Origin of the sequence: Quyinboa mangrovi, from assembly GCF_042219825.1 — a bacterium.
Classification (GTDB): domain Bacteria; phylum Bacteroidota; class Bacteroidia; order Bacteroidales; family UBA5342; genus JBHJHP01.
The window spans coordinates 44,269-66,511 of sequence record NZ_JBHJHQ010000002.1 but is presented as its reverse complement, the minus strand read 5'-3'; the positions used below and the strand labels follow the sequence as shown (position 1 = coordinate 66,511).

Genomic DNA, 22,243 nt, shown 5'->3' with positions numbered 1-22,243 from the left:
AATTCTTCAGCACTTTTTTTATTCCTGCATATCATTTAACAGGTCTATCTTCTTCTTCAAAATTTCAAGCCTTTCCTTAGCCTTTTCAATTTTTCGCTCGTAATCCTTGACAACTGAACCGGACTTTTTGCCCGTAGAAAGAAATCCGATATTGTTCTCCCAAACTGCAATGTCATTTTCAAGTGTTCTGTATTTATTAAGCAGCTTGTTACGTTCTGAATTCATCTTGTCATCAGAATTATGACCAACCTGAATATCCTCAATCTTAGATCGGTATTTTTCCACCTCGCGCTTGGTTTCATCCATATTCAGCTTATCAAAATGCCTGTTTATTGCATTACGATACTCGTTATATATGGCATCTTTATCGCGGAAGGGAACATGTCCAATATCATTCCACTTATCCTTATATTCATGAAGGATCCGAATTGTTTCCTCATTTTCTTCTCCCGGTTCAAATGCATTTATCTCATCAACAAGTTTTTTCTTCATTTTCAGATTATCATCCTGAACCTTATCAATATCGTGAAAAAATTCTTTCTTGCGGTTAAAGAAATGATCACATGCATTTCTGAATTCATTCCATATACTGTCTGAAAATTTTCTTGGAACCGGGCCAATTTTTTTCCATTCTTTCTGTATTCTGACCAGCTCATTGGTAGCCTTTTTCCAGTCCTCACTATCCTTTAATGCCGCAGCTTTATCCACCAACGCCTGTTTCATCTCAAGGTTTTCATCCTGTAGTTTTTTATATTCCTGATAAAACTTACGTTTATTATCAAAAAACTCATCACAGGCCTTTCTGAATCGTTCGTATATCTTGTTATTATATTTTCTTGGAGCAAAACCAATCGTTCTCCACTCCTTCTGAATGGCAATAATTTCCTGCGATTTCTTATTCCATATCTTAGGTCGCTCATAAGACTGACCCGCAATCTCTTCAACTTTTTCACAAAGAGAGGACTTTTTCTCAAGATTTTCCTTCTGATTTTCCTTTATATCATCATAATACTTCTGATGTTTTTTATTGATCTTAGCCGTAGCTTCTTTAAATCTTTCCCAAAGCGGTTCTTTAAACTCCTTAGGAACAGGACCTATTTCACGCCATTCCTTGTGTAACTCCTGCAGGTTATTAAATGCACTTACTGCATTTTCTTCGTTCAGAAGTTCTTCAGCAACCTCACATAAATGCTCTTTAGCTTCCTGATTCTTTTTCAGATCAAGATCACGAAGATCTTTATTAATCTTTATGTAATCATAGAACATCTCTATGCTATGGTGATAATTTTCATAAAGATTCCGGACATTTGCCTGAGGAACAGGACCGATTTCCTTCCATCGTTTTTGTAGTTCTCTGAAATTATTAAACGTATTATTGATAGATTCTTCGCTCTGGATCAACTCTTTAATTCCTGATATTACATCACGCTTAGCCAGTAAATTCAGTTCCTTTTCTGCTTCAAACCTTTTAAGTAACTCATATCTTTTTTTGCGGTAATCTGCCAAAAGCTCACTGAGTAGCTGTTCCTGGGGATCAGGTGGCATTTTAAAATCCTTTTCTTCACCGCCACCTGCAATAAATTTTTCATGGGTTACAGATACCTCATGCTGATATTTTTCGTAAAAGGTATTTTTTATTTTTTCCACCTCATCTTTCAGGTTCCTGGAGGTAAGAGGAATTGTTTCTATTAAATGCTTCAGACGGATAACAAGTTGTTCCTTGGTAAGAGATTCATGATCAACTTCGTCTATTTCTTCTTCCGTATCGTTCTCATTATCATCATCATCAATATCCTCAGATTCGTCGCTGCCTTCATTTTCCTCTTTCTGCAAGTCTACAGATTCAGATTCGTCTTCCTCTACAGGAGTAGATTCCTTTTCATCTCCAGCCACTGATTCCTCCGCAGATGGTTCTTCTTCTATAACCTTTCCGTCAACATCGGGTTTAATTTCTTCGTTATCTACTGAAATCTTTTTTTGATCTGTATCTTTTGATAAACTGGTGTTTTCTTCTGTATGAATGCCTTCTTTTTCAGGCATTTTTTCAAGATCATTGTTCATAACAAAACAATTTTGGAGCGTTACACAATTTTTATAAAATTAAAATAAAAATAGATAAAAACGAACTAAATACAGAAGTTTAGGGATTATCACGAAATATTATTCCTACTGACAGACATTATTGTTAAGCTCATCTTTTTATTATATATTAGTCTAAACTCTGTATTTATGGAAATTCCTCTGCTGAACACACTATACAAAAAACAGAAAACTGACCGTGACATTTTCCAGGAACTAATGCCATTTAAAGTTAAAGAAATCCTTTTGGTAGCTACACTTTATGATGCATTTTCGATAACCAGTGAAGGTCAGTTCTTTGACCGTATTGTGGGTGAGTATCTTCAGTTAAACCTTTATGCTGCTCCTCGAATCACAAGTGTTTCATCTGACGAAGAGGCCCTTTTAAAGCTGCAGTATAACAATTATGATATGATTATCTTGACGGCTGGACTCAACCGTCTTTCACCTATATCACTGGCTGCAAAAATTAAAAAAGTAACTCCTGAAGTTCCCATTTTACTGCTGGTAAATAATAATTCAGATCTGAAATACTTCAAAATGCAAGGTGGTAAGAGCCGGAATTTTGAACGCATATTTGTATGGAACGGGGATAGCAAGATATTCCTTGCAATGTCAAAATATGTGGAGGATAAAACCAATGCATCTGCGGACACAATGATTGGTAATGTGAGGGTCATACTATTGGTTGAAGATTCGGTCCGTTACTATTCCCGGTACCTTCCTCTTCTCTATTCAATCGTAATGAAACAAACTCAGGAGATTATTCATGAACACACAGTAGATGAACTTCATAAGATCCTAAAAATGAGAGCAAGACCTAAAATCTTGCTGGCAACATCATACGAAGAAGCCATTGAAATTGTAAATAAGTACACCGAAAATCTATTGTGCGTCATTTCAGATGTTTCCTTTAATAAGAACGGTATTCCATCTCAATATTCGGGAGTTGATTTGCTGAATTATGTTCGGGATAAAGTCGAGATTCCTATGTTGATGCAATCTTCCAACATGAAGAACAGGGCAAAGGCAGATAATCTTAACGTTGATTTCATTCATAAGGAATCCGAAAGCCTGGCGCATGACATTCAGCATTTCCTGATGTCTCGTTGTGGATTCGGGGACTTTATTTTTAAAGACATTGACGGTAATCCTATTGACAGTGCTACAAATCTTAAAGAATTTCAGAAAAAACTTGAGCTTATCCCAAATGAATCCTTATTATATCACGGAAGCAGGAATGGTTTTTCAACCTGGCTCATGGCTCGAGGAGAAATAAACCTGGCAAAAAAACTGAGGCCTGTCGATATAACCGATTTTACTTCTGTTGATGCACTAAGGCGGGCCGTACTTGATGCATTTGAAAATGTAAGGTTAAAGCGATTACGTGGTCGCGTTGTCAGATTTGACCCAAGTCACATTAATACAAGACGTTACATTCTAAGACTTGGCAACGGTTCATTCGGAGGAAAGGGACGTGGTATAGCTTTTCTGTCCGATTTTATTGAAAATATCAACTTTGAAAAGCTTATTCCCGGTATTCGTATTGCCGTTCCTTCCACGGCCATTATCGGAATAGAGGAATTCGAATATTTCATCGATAAAAATGACCTTTCTGAACTAATATATGGAGTGGAGGAAAGAGAGTATGATTTCATCAAAGATCGCTTTTTGCACAGCGAGCTTTCACCTGAATTAAAGGAAATTTTATTTGAATATGTCCTAAATTCCAGAAAACCTTTAGCCATTAGGTCCTCAGGATTATTTGAAGATTCCTTCATGCAACCCTTTTCAGGCGTTTATAACACATATCTCATCCCCAACAACCACAAAGATGTTACGGTACGATTTAACCAGTTGCAAAGTGCGGTTAAATTGGTTTATGCCTCCATTTTCAGCGATTCTTCCCGTAACTATTTTAATGCAGTGAACTACAAAATTGAAGAGGAGAAAATGGCCGTTATCATCCAGGAAGTAATAGGGAATACACATGAGAATTATTTTTACTCCGATATGAGCGGAGTAGCCCAATCCTACAACTATTATCCATTTGCCTATATGGAACCGGATGACGGATTTTCTGTTGCAGCAGTTGGACTGGGAATGTATGTAGTAGGTGGAGAAAAATCGCACCGCTTCTGTCCAAAATATCCAAAGCTTGAACTAAAATCATTAAGTGACCAGATTAAAGATTCACAGACCTACTTTTATGGGTTAAAACTTAATAACGTCAAACCGGAAGATATAAAAGTTGAACATGAAAATCAGTTTATTGAAAAATTAAGCACTTCGATAGCTGAAAAAGACGGAGTTCTGGAGAATTGTGCCGAAGTTTATGATTACCAGAATGAACGGCTGGAACATGATTTTGAGAAAAAAGGCCCCCGCGTAGTGAATTTTGCAAACATCTTACTTTATGACAAGTTTCCACTTGCAAATGCAATAGAAACTCTATTAAAGCTCTGCACCGAAGCTATGGGCTCTCCTGTGGAACTGGAGTATGTTGTTGATTTCGCATCGGAACCGGATAAAAAACCAACATTATTTCTGGTTCAGATAAAACCACTTATTCAGAAAGAACTGGACGTCAATATCGAAGATGAGGAATATGATGAATCCAAAGCCTTGCTAATTGCGTCCAAAGGAATGGGTAACGGAAAGTTCGGAAACGTAAAAGATGTGATTTACATGAATACCGATAACTTCGATCGTACAAAAACTGATGAGATGGCTAATGAAATAAAAATCATGAATCGTCAGCTTTCTGCAGAAGACAGGGAATATGTATTGATCGGCCCCGGAAGGTGGGGCACACGAGATAAATTCACCGGAATTCCGGTCTTATGGTCCCATATTTCCAAAGCGAGAGTAATCATAGAAATCGGATTAAAGGACTTCCCACTTGACGCATCGCTTGGTTCACATTTTTTTCATAATGTAACATCTATGAATGTGGGATATTTTTCTGTTCCTTTTAATTCAAAGGATAATTTTATTAATACAGAGATGCTGAACGGAGGGGAATTGATTTCAGAAACAAAATACTTCAAACATGTCAGGTTCGACAAACCGTTGCAAATAATTCTGGACGGTAAAAAAAGAAAAGCTGTTATTGTGGTAAACGAATAACAGCCTTTCCATCATCTTTTTATTTCTTTATGAGCAGCCAGACATCTTTATGCTCCGGATACATTTCCATGATGGAAGCAATTCTGTTTCTGGCATCCTTTTCAAAATCGGAAGAGTAAACTGCCACCCGGTAAAATCCGAGTTCACTCTTTAAGATAACAGGTGAAGTAAAACCTTTATTACTTATCTCTTCCACATAATTATTCGCATTTTTCAGATTCTCAAAACTACCCAATATTACATAATATTTGTATGAGATATCATTAGGCGAAGCATTAACAACTGAAACTACTTCTTCCTTAACAACGAATTTATGTGTTTTACACGATGTAACCGCTAACACTGCAACAATCAGTAAAAGAAAATATTTCTTCATCATATCAATTTTGAGGATTAAACGAATTGGCTTACAATGATACTTAAAAAAAAATAACGCATTCAAGCGAAATACGTTATTTTTTAATAAATATTGTGTTAGTAATTAAAGAGTCTTTTTAACTTCTACTTCTTTATATCCTTCAATAATATCACCTATTTTAATATCATTGAAATTCTGAATATTTAAACCGCACTCATAACCGGAAGCCACTTCCTTTACGTCGTCTTTAAAACGTTTCAGGGAACCTAATTCACCTGTATAGATAACTATACCATCACGTATAAGACGTATTTTAGAGTTTCTGTTTATTTTTCCTTCTTTCACCATACAACCGGCAATGGTACCCACTTTTGTAATTTTAAAGGTATCCCTTACCTCAAGTGTTGCTACTATTTCTTCTTTAATATCCGGCGATAACATTCCTTCCATTGCATCTTTCACTTCGTTTATTGCATCATAAATAATAGAATACAGGCGAATGTCAATTTCTTCTTTTTCTGCCAGTTTACGGGCACTCATTGACGGTCTGACCTGGAAACCAATTACAATGGCATTTGAAGCAGCAGCCAGCAAGATATCAGCTTCTGATATCTGACCAACAGCTTTATGTTTAATATTAACCTGAATCTCTTCTGTTGATAATTTAAGTAAGGCATCAGACAATGCTTCTATTGAACCATCCACATCACCTTTAACAATCACATTAAGTTCCTGGAAGTTTCCAATAGCAATACGACGTCCGATCTCATCCAGCGTAATGTGTTTCTGAGTACGTAGCCCCTGCTCCCTTTGCAATTGTTCACGTTTGGTTGCTATATCGCGAGCCTCTTTCTCTGAACTGAGTACATTGAAATCATCACCTGCCTGAGGCGCTCCATTCAATCCCAGAATTAATACCGGTTCTGCAGGTCCCGCCTCCTGTATCCGTTGATTTCTTTCATTGAACATGGCCTTTACATGACCATGATATGCACCGGAAACAATAACATCTCCAATGCGAAGTGTACCATTCTGTACCAGCACTGTAGCGACATACCCACGGCCCTTATCCAAAGATGATTCTACTACTGAACCAGAAGCATGCTTTTGGGGATTTGCTTTCAGATCCAGTAACTCAGCTTCTAAAAGAACCTTTTCAAGAAGTTCCGTAACATTAAGTCCCTGTTTTGCTGAGATATCCTGAGACTGATACTTACCACCCCATTCTTCAATGAGGTAATTCATACCAGCCAATGATTCCTTTATTTTTTCAGGATTCGCTCCTGGCTTGTCTATTTTATTGATCGCAAAAACAATTGGAACTCCAGCCGCTGCTGCATGATTTATCGCCTCAACAGTTTGTGGCATAACATCATCATCTGCTGCAACAATAATAATTGCAATATCTGTTACTCTTGCTCCTCTGGCACGCATTGCCGTAAAAGCCTCATGCCCCGGAGTATCGAGGAATGTTATTTTTCTTCCATCTTCAAGGGCAACACTATATGCACCAATATGCTGCGTAATTCCTCCAGCCTCACCTTCAATTACATTTGATTTTCTGATGTAGTCAAGCAACGACGTTTTACCGTGGTCAACATGCCCCATAACCGTTACAATAGGTGATCTTGGAGTATCATCTTCCAGATCTTCATCTGCCGTTTCTATTGCCTCAAGTACATCTGCACTTACAAACTCAACCTTGTAACCAAACTCATCAGCCACAATCGTAATAGTCTCCGCATCAAGTCTTTGATTAATAGACACAAACAAACCAAGGCTCATACAAGTACTGATCACATTGGTCGGAGCCACATTCATCATGTTAGCAAGGTCGCTTACCGTAACAAATTCTGTCAGTTTAAGAATGTTTTTCTGTTCTTCCTGACGTGCAAGATCCTGCTGATGTTTTTCAGAAACAGCATCCCTTTTATCTCTTCTGTATTTTGCACCTTTGGATTTACCTTTGTTGGTCAATCTGGCAAGCGTGTCTTTTATCTGTTTCTGAACATCTTCGTCGCTAATCTCCGGCTTATAGGATTTTTTTCCACCCTTGTTGACTTTCTTTTTACCAGCACCCTGCCCCTGTTTGGAATCTCTGTAGGCATGACTTCCAAGATTAACCTTCTCCTTGTCTTTGATGATACGTTTCCGCTTTTTCTTGCCAGACTGATCATCGTCATCACCTGAATCAGAGCCAGTTTTTTTGTCAACCTTAACAGGACCTCTTGAATCAACGCGTTCCTGATTAGCCCTCTCCTTTTTCTGATTTTTTTGCTTCTCTCTCTCCAGTCTTTCCTTTTTCTTTTCTTCTTTACTCTTCTTGGCAGGCCGCGTTTTCTGGTTTATCGTGGAAAGGTCTATTTTATCAACGACCTTTATTTTTTGCTCGATTTTAACGTCCGAAGGTTTAAAAACCTCAACCTCTTCCTTATTCGTATCCTCATCTTCGGTATCAGAATTAGAATTGGAATCAGAATCCGCTTCATCTTCCTGCTTTGCAGATTCAGCCACCTCCTCAACTTCTTCAGTCGTTTCTTCAACAACTTCATCCTCCACTTCTTGCTGCTGAACCATCTCTGGTTCTTCCTTCACAGTTTCCGGTTCCAGCTCAGATTCCGTTTCTGGTTCCGGTTCCGGTTCAACCTCGGGTTTTGCTTTTTTCTTTTTACCAATAGAATCCAAATCGATTTTATCAACAATCTTAAATGAAGGTCTTTCATCCTCAGGTATAAGTGTTGGAATTTCTTCCTCCTCATCTGTTGCTACGTTCTCATGAGGTCCGTCCTGTAAAGTTATTGTTGCTTTAGTTTTTTCTTTGTTATGACGCTGTTCACTTACTTTATCAGACTCTTTTTTGGCTGACAAATCAGAGCTGAATTCTCTTCTGAGAACTTCATAAACATCGTCATTAACCTTAGTGTTAGGGTTATTCTCAACATCCTCATAACCCTTTTTATGCAGAAATTCAACCATGGTTGAAATACCTACATTAAATTCTCTAGCAATTTTATTTAACCTTACAGCCATAAACAAATACGCCTAAATTAATTAATTGTAAATCCGAAAATCTTATTCAAACTCGGATTTTAATATTTTGAGTACATCTGCAACCGTTTCTTCTTCCAGGTCTGTACGCTTAACAAGCTCTTCAAATGAAAGTTCCAGCACATTTTTTGCAGTATCACACCCGATAGCTCTAAGCTCGTCGATTACCCATTCTTCAATTTCATCAGAGAATTCATCCAGAGAAACATCTTCCTCATCTACTGCATCAACCTCTCTGTAAACATCAATATCATACCCCGTTAACTGGCTGGCGAGTTTAATATTTAATCCGCCTTTACCAATAGCCAGTGAAACCTCATCCGGTCTCAGATAAACTTCAGCCTTTAGAGTCTCTTCATCAAATTTTATGGATGAAATCTTAGCAGGACTCAAAGATCTTGAAATAAAAAGTGACGTATTATTGGTAAAATTAATGACATCAATATTTTCGTTTCTTAATTCTCTTACAATACCGTGAATTCTGGCACCTTTCATTCCTACACAGGCACCAACCGGATCAATACGTTCATCATAAGACTCCACCGCCACTTTTGCTCTTTCTCCTGGAATACGAACGATTTTCTTGATGGTGATAAGGCCATCAAAAATCTCCGGAACTTCTAATTCAAATAACCTTTCCAGGAACACCGGAGATGTTCTTGACAGTATTATGACCGGTGTATTGTTACGCATTTCAACTTTGGCAACCACAGCTCTTACAGCGTCACCCTTTCTGAAATAATCCGATGGAATCTGCTCAGATTTCGGTAAAATCAATTCGTTTCCTTCATCATCGAGTAAAAGTATCTCTTTTTTCCATACCTGGTATACTTCTGCAGTAACAATATCCCCAACTCTTTCCTTATATTTTCCGTAGAGATTATCTTTCTCCAATTCTAATATCAGTGAAGCCAGACTTTGTCTGAGATTTAAAATAGCGCGACGGCCAAAGTCAATCAGCTTAACCTCATCGGTTGCCTCTTCACCAACTTCATAATCTTCATCAATTTTTTTTGCATCAGATAAAGCAATCTGTAGATTTGGATTTTCTACTTTCCCATCTTCCACAACTTCCCTGTTTCGCCATATCTCAAAGTCTCCCTTATCAGGGTTGATAATGATATCAAAGTTCTCATCCGTGTCAAAAAGCTTTCTGAGTGCACTTCTGAAAGCATCTTCAAGCACACTGGTCATCGTGGCCCTGTCAATATTTTTTAATTCTTTAAACTCAGAAAATGTATCAATAAGATTAATGTTGTCCATCTTACATTCTATTTAAACTTTATAACTACTTCAGTTTTTGCAATTTCATCAAACGACAGCTTATGAACCACGTCAACAATTTCTTTCTTTTTTTTGCCTTCAATGGCTAACTTCTCTGTTGTCTGAAGCTCAATACCATCTTCATTTACACCTTTAAGCAAACCTGTTAATGGTTTACCATTTTTAGGTGTCACAGTTACATCCTTACCAACATTCTTTTTATACTGACGAAAAACCTTGAAAGGCTGGCTCAATCCGGCTGAAGACACTTCAAGATCAAAATCGTCCGTTTCCCTGTCAAAACTCCCTTCGATCAACCTGCTGACTGCAACACAATAATCAATATCAACTCCTGTGTCAGAATCAATGTGCAATGTAATTTTATTGGAAGCAGTAACGTTTAAATCAACAATAAACACATCATCCTGAACAAGTTTTTCAGAAATAATATTTTCTATCTGATCCTTTGTTATCATCTCATTTAAGTAATAAAATAGGGGACAACTTGTCCCCTACTCAGATCACATTGCGGCGCAAAATTAATGATAAAAGTTCACTTTTCAAAATAATAAAACGTAATATTATAAGGGGTTTGAGTTGCAAAAAACCTTTATATTTTTTACATTTCTTTTATCATCATTATCGATGAAATAAACTGAAAATCAGTCATCAAAAAAATAAAGAATAACGTGAATCGTTAATCCTGAAAAAGCCCGCTATTAATATGAATAAAAAACATATAAGTATTTATAATTCAATTAAACAGCTTAACAAAGATTAACGTAGAAGGTTTGGTTTATGTTTTAAAAAAGTCATAATTTTGAAACCTACAAAACAGGTAGATTTTTTCATAGTTAAGGTTTAGGTTAAATGGGTAAAAGGGTGGCGCTCGCCACCCTTTTTCAATTTATTCTCTCTCTGATAAAGTTATATAATCCTGCCTGGGTGAAACATTCTTATAAGCAGGACGAATAATTCTTCTGCTCTGGAATGTTACCTCTTCTATTCTGTGAGCACACCACCCCGTAATACGAGCAACTGCAAAAATTGGAGTAAATAACTCTTTTGGAATTTTTATGCTGTTATACACATAACCTGAATAAAAGTCCACATTGGCCGAAACTGTTTTGGAACTTCCTCCTTTAAATGTAGAAAATACCTCCGGAGCAAGTCTCTCTACCGTGTTATATAAATAGTATTCATCAAGGTTTCCTTTTTCCTCCGCCAGCATCCTTGCCTGTTCTTTCAGAAGGACAGCACGCGGATCCGATTTAGTATAGATGGCATGTCCGATACCATATATTTTTCCTGAACCGTCGAAAGCTTCACCTTTTAGAATTTTCATCAGGTAAGCAGCTACTTCAGCTTCATCATCCCAGTGCTTTACATTCTTTTTGATGTTCTTCATCATTTCAAGAACCTTCAGGTTGGCACCACCGTGCAAACGCCCCTTTAAAGACCCGATTGCAGCGCCTATTGCAGAATATGTATCTGTTTGAGAAGAACTTACAACACGTGTGGTAAACGATGAATTATTACCTCCTCCATGTTCTGCATGTAGTACAAGACAAAGGTCAAGGACAGAAGCTTCCAGTGCAGTATAATCACGTCCTTTCAACATGTAAAGAAAGTTTTCTGCTGTACTTAAATCCGGTTGCGGATGTCTGATTATCAAAGATTTTCTTTGATATGAGTGCCGCATACCATAATATGCATAGGCAGTAATTACAGGAAATTTAGCAATCAGGTTAAGGGACTGATCAATCAGGTTTGGAAGGCTGTAATCTTCTGCTTTCGGATCCTCCGCATAAAGGCTTAAAACAGATCTTGCCAACATATTCATTACATCCTGACCACGAAGTGAAAGGATCATGTTTTTGGAAAAGAACTGCGGCAGGTCCCTTAACGTGGTTAAATAATCCGAAAACTCATGGAGATCTGTTTTAGTCGGCTGTTTTCCGGTTAGCAGCAAATATGCGGTCTCATCAAATCCGTGTCGACCACATTTTTGAAATCCGTGAACCAGATCACTTACTTCCACTCCACGATAAAATAGTTTCCCGTCAACTGGTACTATTTTATCATTTTCTTTCACGTACCCTACCACGTCGCCAATGTTAGTTAATCCAACCAAAACACCAGATCCATCTGCATTTCGCAAACCACGTTTGACATTGTAAGTATTATATAACCCCTTATCTATCTGACAGGCGTTATAAACTAAATCTGATAAATTCTCAACCATAACCAATTATTTTATTTTTTTTTACTCTCCAACCAAAGCATCTAAAGCCTTTTTTACCTTTTCGAAGGTGAACTTTCCAAAGACACTATCGAAATAAGATGCAATATCCGTATTGCAAAGATTCCCGATACTTCCTTCATGCGTATGAACAACCTTCTTTTCTGGATGATAATTACCAGCTTCAATGTCCAGACCAACTTTTTTGTATGCTTCCCTGAAAGGTACGCCAGCCAGAACCAGTTTATTTACTTCCTCCACACTGAACATATATGAATACTTATCGTCCGCCAGAATAGCATCATTAATTTTGATTTCCTTCAAAGTATGAACCGAAATTTCCAGGCACTTATTCAATTCATCAAATGATGGGATAAAGACCTCCTTAATTATCTGCATATCCCTGAAATAACCGGAAGGCAGATTTGTTGCTACTGAATTTATGGTGAAAGGTGTAGCCTGAATTATATTACATTTTGCCCTAACCAACTCAAATACATCAGGATTCTTTTTATGCGGCATAATACTTGACCCCGTTGTAAACGCATCCGGCAAAGTAATAAACCCGAAATTCTGGCTGGAATACAAACAGGCATCCATAGCAAAACGTCCCAGTGTTGCTGCTATCCCTGCTAAAGCAAAACCAACTGTTTTCTCCATTTTTCCTCTTCCCATCTGTGCATATACCACATTATAATTCATGGTATCAAATCCCAGTAAATCTGTTGTCAACTGTCTTTTTAAGGGGAAAGATGCCCCATATCCTGCAGCTGACCCTAGTGGATTTCGGTTCGTTATGTTCCATGCTGCCAGAAGCAATTGTAAATCATCTGCCAGACTTTCGGCATAAGCGCCAAACCATAAACCAAATGACGAAGGCATTGCAACCTGAAGATGCGTATAACCAGGCAGTAATACATCCTTATATTTTTCACTTAAATCCTGTAACAACTCAAAAAGAACTTTAACATTGTCCGCAAGAATTTCAATCTGTTTCCTGGTAAATATTTTGAGATCAACCAACACCTGATCATTTCGTGAACGCCCGCTGTGAATCTTTTTACCGATATCCCCCAATCTCTCGGTCAGTAAAAACTCCACCTGAGAATGTACATCCTCAATTCCCTCCTCTATCTTAAATTTACCCGAATGAATTTCTCTGAATATGTTCCTCAATTCCTGTTGAAGCACCGGCAATTCCTCGTCACTGATCAGATTAATCCGGTTCAGCATAGTAATATGTGCTAATGAACCCAGTACATCTGACTCAGCCAGATAATAGTCAAGTTCCCTATCCTTTCCAACTGTAAAGGATTCTACCATATCATTTACTGATACATTTTTTTGCCATAATTTCATAATCATCAAATAAGAGGTAAATAAATTCAGATAGGCATTCAATATGATATTGGGAATGCAAATCTATCAAAAACACTGTTTTTCAGATCAGAATTACCTGTAAAACAGCATTATAAAACTTCAGGTTATTGAGGCTATGCTTCACCCTGTGGTCCGAAACCCATTGGAATATTATGATTGTTACCACCTTCGGGCAGATCAATGGTTCCGTGAAATGATTCAAACTTTTTAATGTTTTCCTGTAATGCCAGCATTAATCGCTTTGCATGTTCAGGAGTCAATACAATTCTCGATTTCACTTTTGCTTTTGGTATTCCCGGCATAATTCTTACAAAATCCACTACAAATTCACTGCTTGAATGTGTTATGATTGCAAGGTTTGAATATGTTCCCTGTGCTACTTCTTCTGTAAGCTCGATGTTAATCTGTCCCTTTTTATCCTGTTTATTTTCCATGTTGTAACTTTTTCGCTAAGATACAAAAAAAGGGTGTCTTAAAAAGACACCCTTAATCTATAGTTTTACGTGTTTTTACTCACCTAAAGCTTCCACAGAATCTGTAATGTTTTTTCTGGCATTAACCAGTTTTTCATACTCTTCCTTTGAACCTACGACCAGTTTTTCATATTCTCTCAAACCGGTACCAGCAGGTATCAGGTGGCCGCATATAACATTTTCTTTCAGACCTTCCAGATCATCTACCTTACCATTGATGGCGGCTTCGTTCAGAACCTTTGTAGTTTCCTGGAATGATGCAGCAGACATAAATGATTTAGTCTGCAGAGCAGCACGTGTAATACCCTGTAACACCTGACTGGAAGTTGCAGGAATGGCATCCCTTGAGTCAACCGGTTTCAGGTCACGGCGTTTCAGCTGACTGTTTTCATCACGCAAACGACGCGCTGTAACTATCTGACCCTCTCTGAGTGTTGTGGAATCACCTTTTTCAACTACAACTTTTTTACCCCAGATATGGTCATTCTCTTCCATGAACTCATTTTTGTCAACAATTTGTTTTTCAAGGAAGATCGTATCACCTGGATCTTCAATGTATACCTTACGCATCATCTGACGTACGATAACCTCAAAGTGCTTATCGTTAATTTTCACACCCTGCAGACGGTACACATCCTGTACTTCATTCACGATATATTCCTGAACCTTTGTAGGACCTTTGATATTTAAAATATCGTTTGGAGTAGTAGCCCCATCTGAAAGCGGAGTACCTGCCCTGATATAATCGTTCTCCTGAACAAGGATCTGCTTGGAAAGTGGCACAAGGTATTTCTTAACTTCACCAGCCTTGGAAGTAATTACAATCTCGCGGTTACCACGTTTAATTTTACCGAATGATACTTCACCATCAATTTCAGCTACAACAGCAGGGTTAGATGGATTTCTTGCTTCAAACAGCTCGGTAACACGCGGAAGACCACCAGTGATATCACCCGCCTTACCTACTGCACGTGGAATTTTCACCAAAATCTGACCACTTTTAACTTCTGTTCCTTCCTGGATAGAAATGTGAGCGCCAACCGGCAGGTTGTATGATTTAAGGACATCACCTTTATCATTTACAATCTGCATACTTGGTATTTTGTTCTTATCCTTGGTCTCGGTGATAATCTTTTCACTTAAACCGGTTTGTTCATCAGATTCACGCTTATAGGTAACACCGTCAATAACGTTTTCAAACTGAACTTTACCAGCCATTTCTGAAATAATCACCGCATTATAAGGATCCCATTCACAAATCTTGGTATTCTTCTCAATAGCAGCTCCAGGCTTAATATACAATTTTGAACCGTAAGGAATAGTATGTGTCGATAATACAATATTTGTCTTTTTATCGATGATACGCATTTCTGCCAAACGGCCAATTACCACATCTATATTTTTACTAAACTCATCAACATGAGGTACAGTACGTAATTCCTCAAATTCGGCAACACCATCATATTTTGAAATTACGCTGTTATCAGTAGCAATGTTACCGGCAGTACCCCCAACGTGGAATGTACGAAGTGTTAACTGTGTACCTGGTTCTCCAATGGACTGTGCGGCAATAACACCAACAGCCTCTCCCTTTTGAACCATTTTACTGGTGGACAGGTTGCGTCCGTAACATTTGGCACATACCCCTCTTTTAGATTCACATGTAAGTACTGAGCGTACTTCGACAGTTTCCAACGGTGAGTTTTCTATTAATTCAGCTTCGTGTTCCCCAACAATTTCACCGGAACGTACTATCAGGTCACCTGTTTGAGGATGATAAACATCATGAACTGTTACACGACCCAGAATTCTGTCACTTAAAGAGGCTACAATTTCTTCCTTATTTTTGATAGGAGAAATACTCAGACCACGCAGTGTACCACAATCTTCCTCTGTAATAATCACATCCTGTGAAACGTCTACTAAACGACGGGTAAGATAACCCGCATCCGCTGTTTTAAGCGCTGTATCCGCAAGACCTTTACGTGCACCGTGCGTAGAAATAAAGTACTCCAGTACCGAAAGACCTTCTTTAAAGTTAGAAAGAATCGGGTTTTCAATGATCTGCCCTCCTTCAGCACCTGACTTCTGTGGTTTTGCCATCAATCCCCTCATACCGGACAACTGACGAATCTGTTCCTTGGATCCCCTTGCACCAGAGTCAAGCATCATATAAACAGAGTTGAATCCCTGGTTGTCGGTACTCAACTGCCTCATAACTGTTGAAGTCAACCTTGAGTTAATGTGTGTCCAGGTATCAATAATCTGGTTATAACGTTCATTATTTGTAATGAAACCCATGTTATAGTTAGCCATGATCTCCTCAACTTCTGCATATCCTTCAGAAACCAGACTTTCTTTCTCCTCAGGAATAATAACATCTTCAAGATTGAAAGATAATCCTCCCCTGAAAGCATTGATATATCCCATCTCCTTAATAGCATCCAGGAAATCGGCTGTTACAGCAGTACCACATTTTTTGTATATAGTCCCAATGATATCACGCAAAGATTTCTTTGTTAAAATCTTATTGATATAACCAACTTCTTTGGGTACATTTTCATTAAAGAGTACCCTACCTACAGTTGTTTCAATGATTCTGGTAATAATCTTACCTTCTTCATCAATATCTGTAGTTCTTACTTTTATTTTTGCATGAAGCGCGACTCTTTTCTCATTATATGCAATAAGAACTTCTTCAGGTGAATAGAAGGTTATTCCTTCACCCCTGGCGCCCTCACGTTCTTTTGTAATATAATACAGACCCAATACCATATCCTGAGAAGGAACAGTAATTGGAGCTCCGTTTGCCGGGTTCAGAATATTATGCGATGCAAGCATCAGCATCTGAGCTTCGAGAACAGCAGCATTTCCCAATGGCAAATGGACCGCCATCTGGTCACCGTCGAAGTCAGCGTTAAATGCTGTACATGCAAGCGGATGCAACTGAATAGCCTTACCTTCAATCAGTTTAGGCTGGAAAGCCTGGATACCCAAACGGTGCAAAGTAGGCGCACGGTTCAGCATAACAGGATGACCTTTCAATACATTTTCAAGTATATCCCAAATTACAGGCTCTCTTCTGTCAACAATCTTCTTAGCAGATTTTACAGTTTTTACAATACCTCTTTCAATCAGTTTCCTTATCACAAAAGGTTTGTAAAGTTCTGCAGCCATTTCCTTCGGAATACCACACTCATGCATTTTAAGCTCAGGACCAACCACAATTACAGAACGTGCAGAATAGTCAACCCTTTTACCGAGCAAATTCTGACGGAAACGTCCCTGTTTTCCTTTCAAACTGTCTGAAAGCGATTTCAACGGACGGTTAGCCTCAGTTTTAACGGCACTTGCTTTTCTTGAGTTATCAAATAAACTGTCTACAGCTTCCTGAAGCATACGTTTTTCGTTACGTAGGATTACTTCCGGAGCCTTTATATCTATCAGTCGTTTTAACCTGTTGTTACGAATAATAACTCTCCTGTAAAGGTCGTTAAGATCCGATGTTGCAAAACGTCCTCCATCCAGCGGAACCAAAGGCCTCAACTCAGGTGGAATAACCGGAACAATTTTCACAATCATCCATTCTGGTTTGTTTCTACCTTTAGATGCACGGAATGCCTCTACAACCTGAAGTCTCTTCAGTGCTTCATTTTTACGTTGCTGCGACGTTTCATTGTTCGCTTTGTGACGCAGATCGTACGATAATCCATCAAGATCCAGACGGGCTAAAAGATCGAAAATAGCTTCTGCCCCCATTCTGGCGATGAATTTGTTTGGATCGTCATCGTCAAGCATCTGATTTTCTCTCGGAATTGTATCCATAATATCCAGATACTCCTGCTCCGTAAGAAAATCCATTACATTAATCCCATCTTCTTCTTTAACACCGGGCTGGATTACTACATATCTTTCGTAATAAATAATGCTATCCAGTTTTTTGGTCGGTAATCCGAGAAGATATCCAATTTTATTTGGTAAAGATTTAAAGTACCAGATGTGAGCCACCGGAACAACCAGTTGGATATGCCCCATACGTTCCCTTCTCACCTTCTTTTCAGTTACTTCAACACCACAACGGTCACAAACGATTCCCTTATAACGAATACGCTTATATTTACCGCAATGACACTCATAATCCTTAACAGGTCCGAAAATCCTTTCACAGAAAAGTCCGTCCCTTTCAGGCTTATAAGTTCGGTAGTTGATTGTCTCTGGCTTCGTAACCTCACCGCTTGAACGCTCCAAAACTTCTTCAGGAGAAGTTAAGCCGATTGAAATGCGGGTAAAATTACTTTTAACTTTATTATCTTTTCTGAATGCCATAAAGCAATATATTAAAAATCAAAAATTCAATTAAAGAACACCACTTACTACTCCAGGTTAATGCTTAAGCCCAAACCACGAAGTTCGTGCAACAACACGTTTAATGATTCCGGAATACCAGGAGTTGGCATTGCATCACCCTTAACGATTGCCTCGTAAGCTTTAGCCCTTCCAATAACATCATCAGACTTAACAGTAAGGATTTCCTGTAAGATGTGAGATGCACCAAACGCTTCAAGTGCCCATACCTCCATTTCACCAAAACGCTGACCACCAAACTGTGCTTTACCACCCAATGGTTGCTGGGTTATCAATGAGTATGGACCAATTGAACGGGCATGCATCTTATCTTCAACCATATGGCCAAGTTTCAGCATGTAGATCTCACCAACAGTAGCCGGCTGATCGAATGGTTCACCTGTTCCTCCATCGTAAAGTTGAGACTTACCAAAAGCCGGCAAGTTAGCCTTAGCCATCCAGTTATCAATATCCTCAAGCTTAGCACCGTCAAAAATTGGCGTACCGAAAGTACATCCCAACACTCTACCGGCCCAGCCAAGAACTGTTTCATAAATCTGACCAAGGTTCATCCTTGAAGGTACACCAAGTGGGTTCAAAACAATATCAACCGGTGATCCGTCCTCAAGGAACGGCATATCTTCAAAACGAACGATACGTGAAACAATACCTTTGTTACCGTGACGACCTGCCATTTTATCACCAACTGTAAGTTTACGTTTCTTAGCAATGTAAACCTTAGCAAGCTGAACAATACCTGCCGGAAGATCATCACCAACCTGAATACTGTTCTTACGTCTTTTGGTTCTTGCATCAAGTTCTTTAAATTTCAACTGATAGTTCATGATCAACTCACGGATCATATCATTTTTATGTTTATCAGTTGTCCATTTATCGATGTTGATATCTTCATAGTTCAGCTCGGCAAGTTGTTTCTGAGTAAACTTAACACCCTTAGGAATAACTTCTGTGCCCAGATTATCTTTTACGCCCTGAGATGTTTTACCGTTAACCAGCACGAATAATTTTTCAATCAGTCGTTCTTTATAAGTAGCTGCCTTTTCTTCAAACTCTGTATCAATCTTGGTAATAATCTGCTTATCACCTGCCCTACCTTTACGTGATTTAACTGCACGGGAGAACAGCTTCTTATCTATAACTACTCCAGACAATGATGGAGAAGCTTTTAGCGATGCATCTTTTACATCACCGGCCTTATCTCCAAAGATGGCACGCAACAGTTTCTCTTCCGGTGACGGATCAGATTCTCCTTTTGGAGTAATCTTACCTATTAATATATCGCCCGGTTTAATGTGAGCACCAATCCTGATCAATCCATTTTCATCCAGATCTTTTGTAGCTTCCTCACTAACGTTTGGAATATCTGATGTCAATTCCTCCAGACCTCGTTTGGTATCCCTTACTTCCAGTGCATATTCATCAATATGTATAGAAGTGAAAAGATCCTCCCTTACCACACGCTCAGAAATTACAATTGCATCCTCAAAATTGTATCCTTTCCATGGCATAAAGGCAACACGAAGGTTACGTCCCAATGCCAATTCTCCGTTATCCGTAGAATAACCTTCAGTCAGAATCTGACCTTTCACAACAGATTCACCTTTTTCAACAATAGGACGAAGGTTAATACATGTGTTCTGGTTAGTCTTATTAAATTTGGGAACTTTGTATACTTTCAGGTTATCATCAAAAGAAACAAATGCTTCATCATCGGTACGTTCGTAACGTATAACTATTTCCTCAGCATCAACTCTTTCAACAACCCCATTGTGTTCAGCTACGAGCTGAGTTCTGGTATCTTTTACTATTTTTCCTTCAAGACCTGTACCAACAAGTGGAGCTTCAGGAGAAATCAGTGGAACAGCCTGGCGCATCATGTTAGATCCCATCAACGCACGGTTCGCATCATCATGTTCCAGGAATGGAATCAAAGAAGCTGCAATCGATGCAATCTGGTTAGGTGCAACGTCCATCATATCTACTTCAGAACCTTCAGCAAGCGGGAAGTCACCGTCTAATCTGGCTTTAACTTTCTGATTAACAAAACTGCCATCTTCGTTTAACGGAGCGTTTGCCTGTGCTATGGTTCTTCCTTCTTCCTCTTCTGCACTCAAATATATTGATCCTTCAAGCGACAAGTCTACAACGCCATCTTTTACCTTACGATACGGCGTTTCAATAAAACCAAGATTATTTATTTTGGCGAAAACACAAAGTGAAGATATCAAACCAATGTTCGGACCTTCAGGTGTTTCAATCGGACATAAACGTCCGTAGTGTGTATAATGTACGTCACGTACCTCGAAACCGGCACGCTCACGCGACAGACCACCAGGACCTAATGCAGACATACGACGCTTATGGGTCATTTCAGCCAGGGGGTTGGTCTGATCCATAAACTGTGACAGTGCGTTAGTTCCAAAGAATGAATTGATCACAGATGAAATAGTTTTTGAGTTGATCAGATCAATCGGAGCAAAAACCTCGTTATCACGAACATTCATTCTTTCCCGAATGGTTCTGGCCATACGTGATAAACCTACTCCAAACTGGTTGTAAAGCTGTTCACCTACAGTACGAACACGACGGTTACTTAAGTGGTCAATATCATCCACATCTGTTTTAGAGTTAATTAACTCTATCAGGTGTTTGATAATGGCAATAATATCTTGTTTGGTAAGTACGCGTTCATCCATATCAATCTCCATACCGAGTTTTTTATTGATACGGTAACGACCAACATCACCAAGGTCATATCTTTTATCTGAAAAAAACAATTTATCCAATACATCACGTGCAGCCATATCATCCGCCGGTTCAGCATTACGCAACTGACGGTAAATATGATAGACAGCCTCCTTTTCTGAGTTACACGGGTCCTTTTGTAATGTATTGTAAATGATGGCAAAATCTGAATGGCTCAAATCTTCCTTATGTAAAAGAATCGTTTGAGTTCCTGAATTCAGTATCTCGTCAATATGTTCATTTTCAATAATTGTTTCCCTGTCAATTATTACTTCATTTCGTTCAATGGATACCACTTCACCGGTATCTTCATCCACAAAATCTTCGATCCAGGTTTTCAAAACACGAGCTGCGAGTTTTCTTCCCACGATACGTTTTAAACCTGCTTTTGAAACTTTCACCTCTTCTGCAAGGTCGAAAATTTCAAGAATATCTTTATCGGTTTCATAACCAATTGCCCTCAACAACGAAGTAACCGGAAGTTTCTTCTTACGATCGATGTATGCATACATCACATTGTTGATATCTGTGGCAAATTCAATCCAGGAACCTTTAAAAGGAATAATTCTGGCTGAATAAAGTTTTGTTCCGTTTGCATGTATACTTTGTCCAAAGAACACACCAGGAGAACGGTGCAACTGAGAAACGATAACACGTTCAGCGCCGTTTATCACGAATGTTCCTTTTTCAGTCATGTAAGGGATAGGCCCCAGGTATACATCCTGAATTACTGTATCAAAATCCTCATGTTCAGGATCAGTACAGTATAATTTTAGCTTTGCTTTCAGAGGTACACTAAACGTCAATCCTCTTTCAATACATTCCTGAATGGAATATCTCGGGGGATCGATGTAATAGTCTATAAACTCTAATACAAAATTATTTCGGGTGTCGGTTATCGGAAAGTTCTCAGCAAAAACGCTATATAAACCTTCGTTTTTTCTGTTCTCTGGTGTAGATTCTAACTGAAAAAACTCTTTAAACGACTTAATCTGGACCTCCAGAAAATCAGGATAATCCAATTGATTTTTGATTGAGGCAAAAGAAATCCTCTCTTTTTTTTGTACTGAAGACATTTACCAATCAATTAGTTTTATGAATGACTGAATTATGCTCTCATAATTCACTATGCAAATCTGCAAAATACGATCTTCAAAACAG

The 22,243-nt window shown here is 38.5% G+C and carries 11 protein-coding genes; 1 reads left to right on the top strand and 10 read right to left on the bottom strand.

All coding sequences use genetic code 11. The annotated features are described in order from the left end of the window. Nucleotides 1-18: 18 nt before the first annotated feature. A complete protein-coding gene (locus ACE1ET_RS03685) occupies nucleotides 19-2,061 on the bottom strand; it encodes a DUF349 domain-containing protein (RefSeq protein WP_375727010.1) in 2,043 nt (680 codons plus the stop codon). Nucleotides 2,062-2,229: 168 nt separating this feature from the next. On the opposite strand from ACE1ET_RS03685, the gene ACE1ET_RS03680 reads away from it, so the two are divergent. Beyond that, complete coding sequence (locus ACE1ET_RS03680; RefSeq protein ID WP_375727009.1) at nucleotides 2,230-5,208, top strand: PEP/pyruvate-binding domain-containing protein; 2,979 nt, start codon at nucleotides 2,230-2,232, stop codon at nucleotides 5,206-5,208. 19 nt (nucleotides 5,209-5,227) lie between these two features. On the opposite strand, the gene ACE1ET_RS03675 is transcribed toward ACE1ET_RS03680, so the two are convergent. From ACE1ET_RS03675 to rpoB, 9 genes are all read right to left on the bottom strand, one after another. After that, entirely contained in the window at nucleotides 5,228-5,587 is a 360-nt protein-coding gene (locus ACE1ET_RS03675; protein ID WP_375727008.1) for an SPOR domain-containing protein, read from the bottom strand. A 102-nt stretch (nucleotides 5,588-5,689) separates the two neighbouring features. Continuing rightward, the gene (infB, locus tag ACE1ET_RS03670) at nucleotides 5,690-8,596 is read right to left on the bottom strand and encodes a translation initiation factor IF-2 (protein WP_375727007.1); all 2,907 of its coding nucleotides are present in this window, start codon (nucleotides 8,594-8,596) and stop codon (nucleotides 5,690-5,692) included. Between the two features lie 42 nt (nucleotides 8,597-8,638). Then, nucleotides 8,639-9,877, bottom strand: coding sequence for a transcription termination factor NusA (gene nusA, locus ACE1ET_RS03665; RefSeq protein WP_375727006.1), 1,239 nt, complete (start codon nucleotides 9,875-9,877; stop codon nucleotides 8,639-8,641). A gap of 8 nt (nucleotides 9,878-9,885) precedes the next feature. Next, the gene (rimP, locus tag ACE1ET_RS03660) at nucleotides 9,886-10,353 is read right to left on the bottom strand and encodes a ribosome assembly cofactor RimP (protein WP_375727005.1); all 468 of its coding nucleotides are present in this window, start codon (nucleotides 10,351-10,353) and stop codon (nucleotides 9,886-9,888) included. Between the two features lie 431 nt (nucleotides 10,354-10,784). Next, nucleotides 10,785-12,122 carry a citrate synthase gene (locus ACE1ET_RS03655; RefSeq protein ID WP_375727004.1) on the bottom strand — a complete coding sequence of 446 codons (1,338 nt, stop codon included), beginning with the start codon at nucleotides 12,120-12,122 and terminating at the stop codon, nucleotides 10,785-10,787. A 21-nt stretch (nucleotides 12,123-12,143) separates the two neighbouring features. Then, on the bottom strand, nucleotides 12,144-13,478 hold the full coding sequence (argH, locus tag ACE1ET_RS03650; protein WP_375727003.1) for an argininosuccinate lyase: 1,335 nt from the start codon (nucleotides 13,476-13,478) through the stop codon (nucleotides 12,144-12,146). A 134-nt stretch (nucleotides 13,479-13,612) separates the two neighbouring features. After that, nucleotides 13,613-13,933, bottom strand: a complete 321-nt coding sequence (locus ACE1ET_RS03645; protein WP_375727002.1) for a DUF3467 domain-containing protein — start codon at nucleotides 13,931-13,933, stop codon at nucleotides 13,613-13,615. Between the two features lie 75 nt (nucleotides 13,934-14,008). Continuing rightward, the gene (gene rpoC / locus ACE1ET_RS03640; RefSeq protein WP_375727001.1) at nucleotides 14,009-18,298 is read right to left on the bottom strand and encodes a DNA-directed RNA polymerase subunit beta'; all 4,290 of its coding nucleotides are present in this window, start codon (nucleotides 18,296-18,298) and stop codon (nucleotides 14,009-14,011) included. Between the two features lie 47 nt (nucleotides 18,299-18,345). After that, on the bottom strand, nucleotides 18,346-22,158 hold the full coding sequence (rpoB, locus tag ACE1ET_RS03635; RefSeq protein ID WP_375727000.1) for a DNA-directed RNA polymerase subunit beta: 3,813 nt from the start codon (nucleotides 22,156-22,158) through the stop codon (nucleotides 18,346-18,348). Between the last annotated feature and the right edge of the window lie 85 nt (nucleotides 22,159-22,243).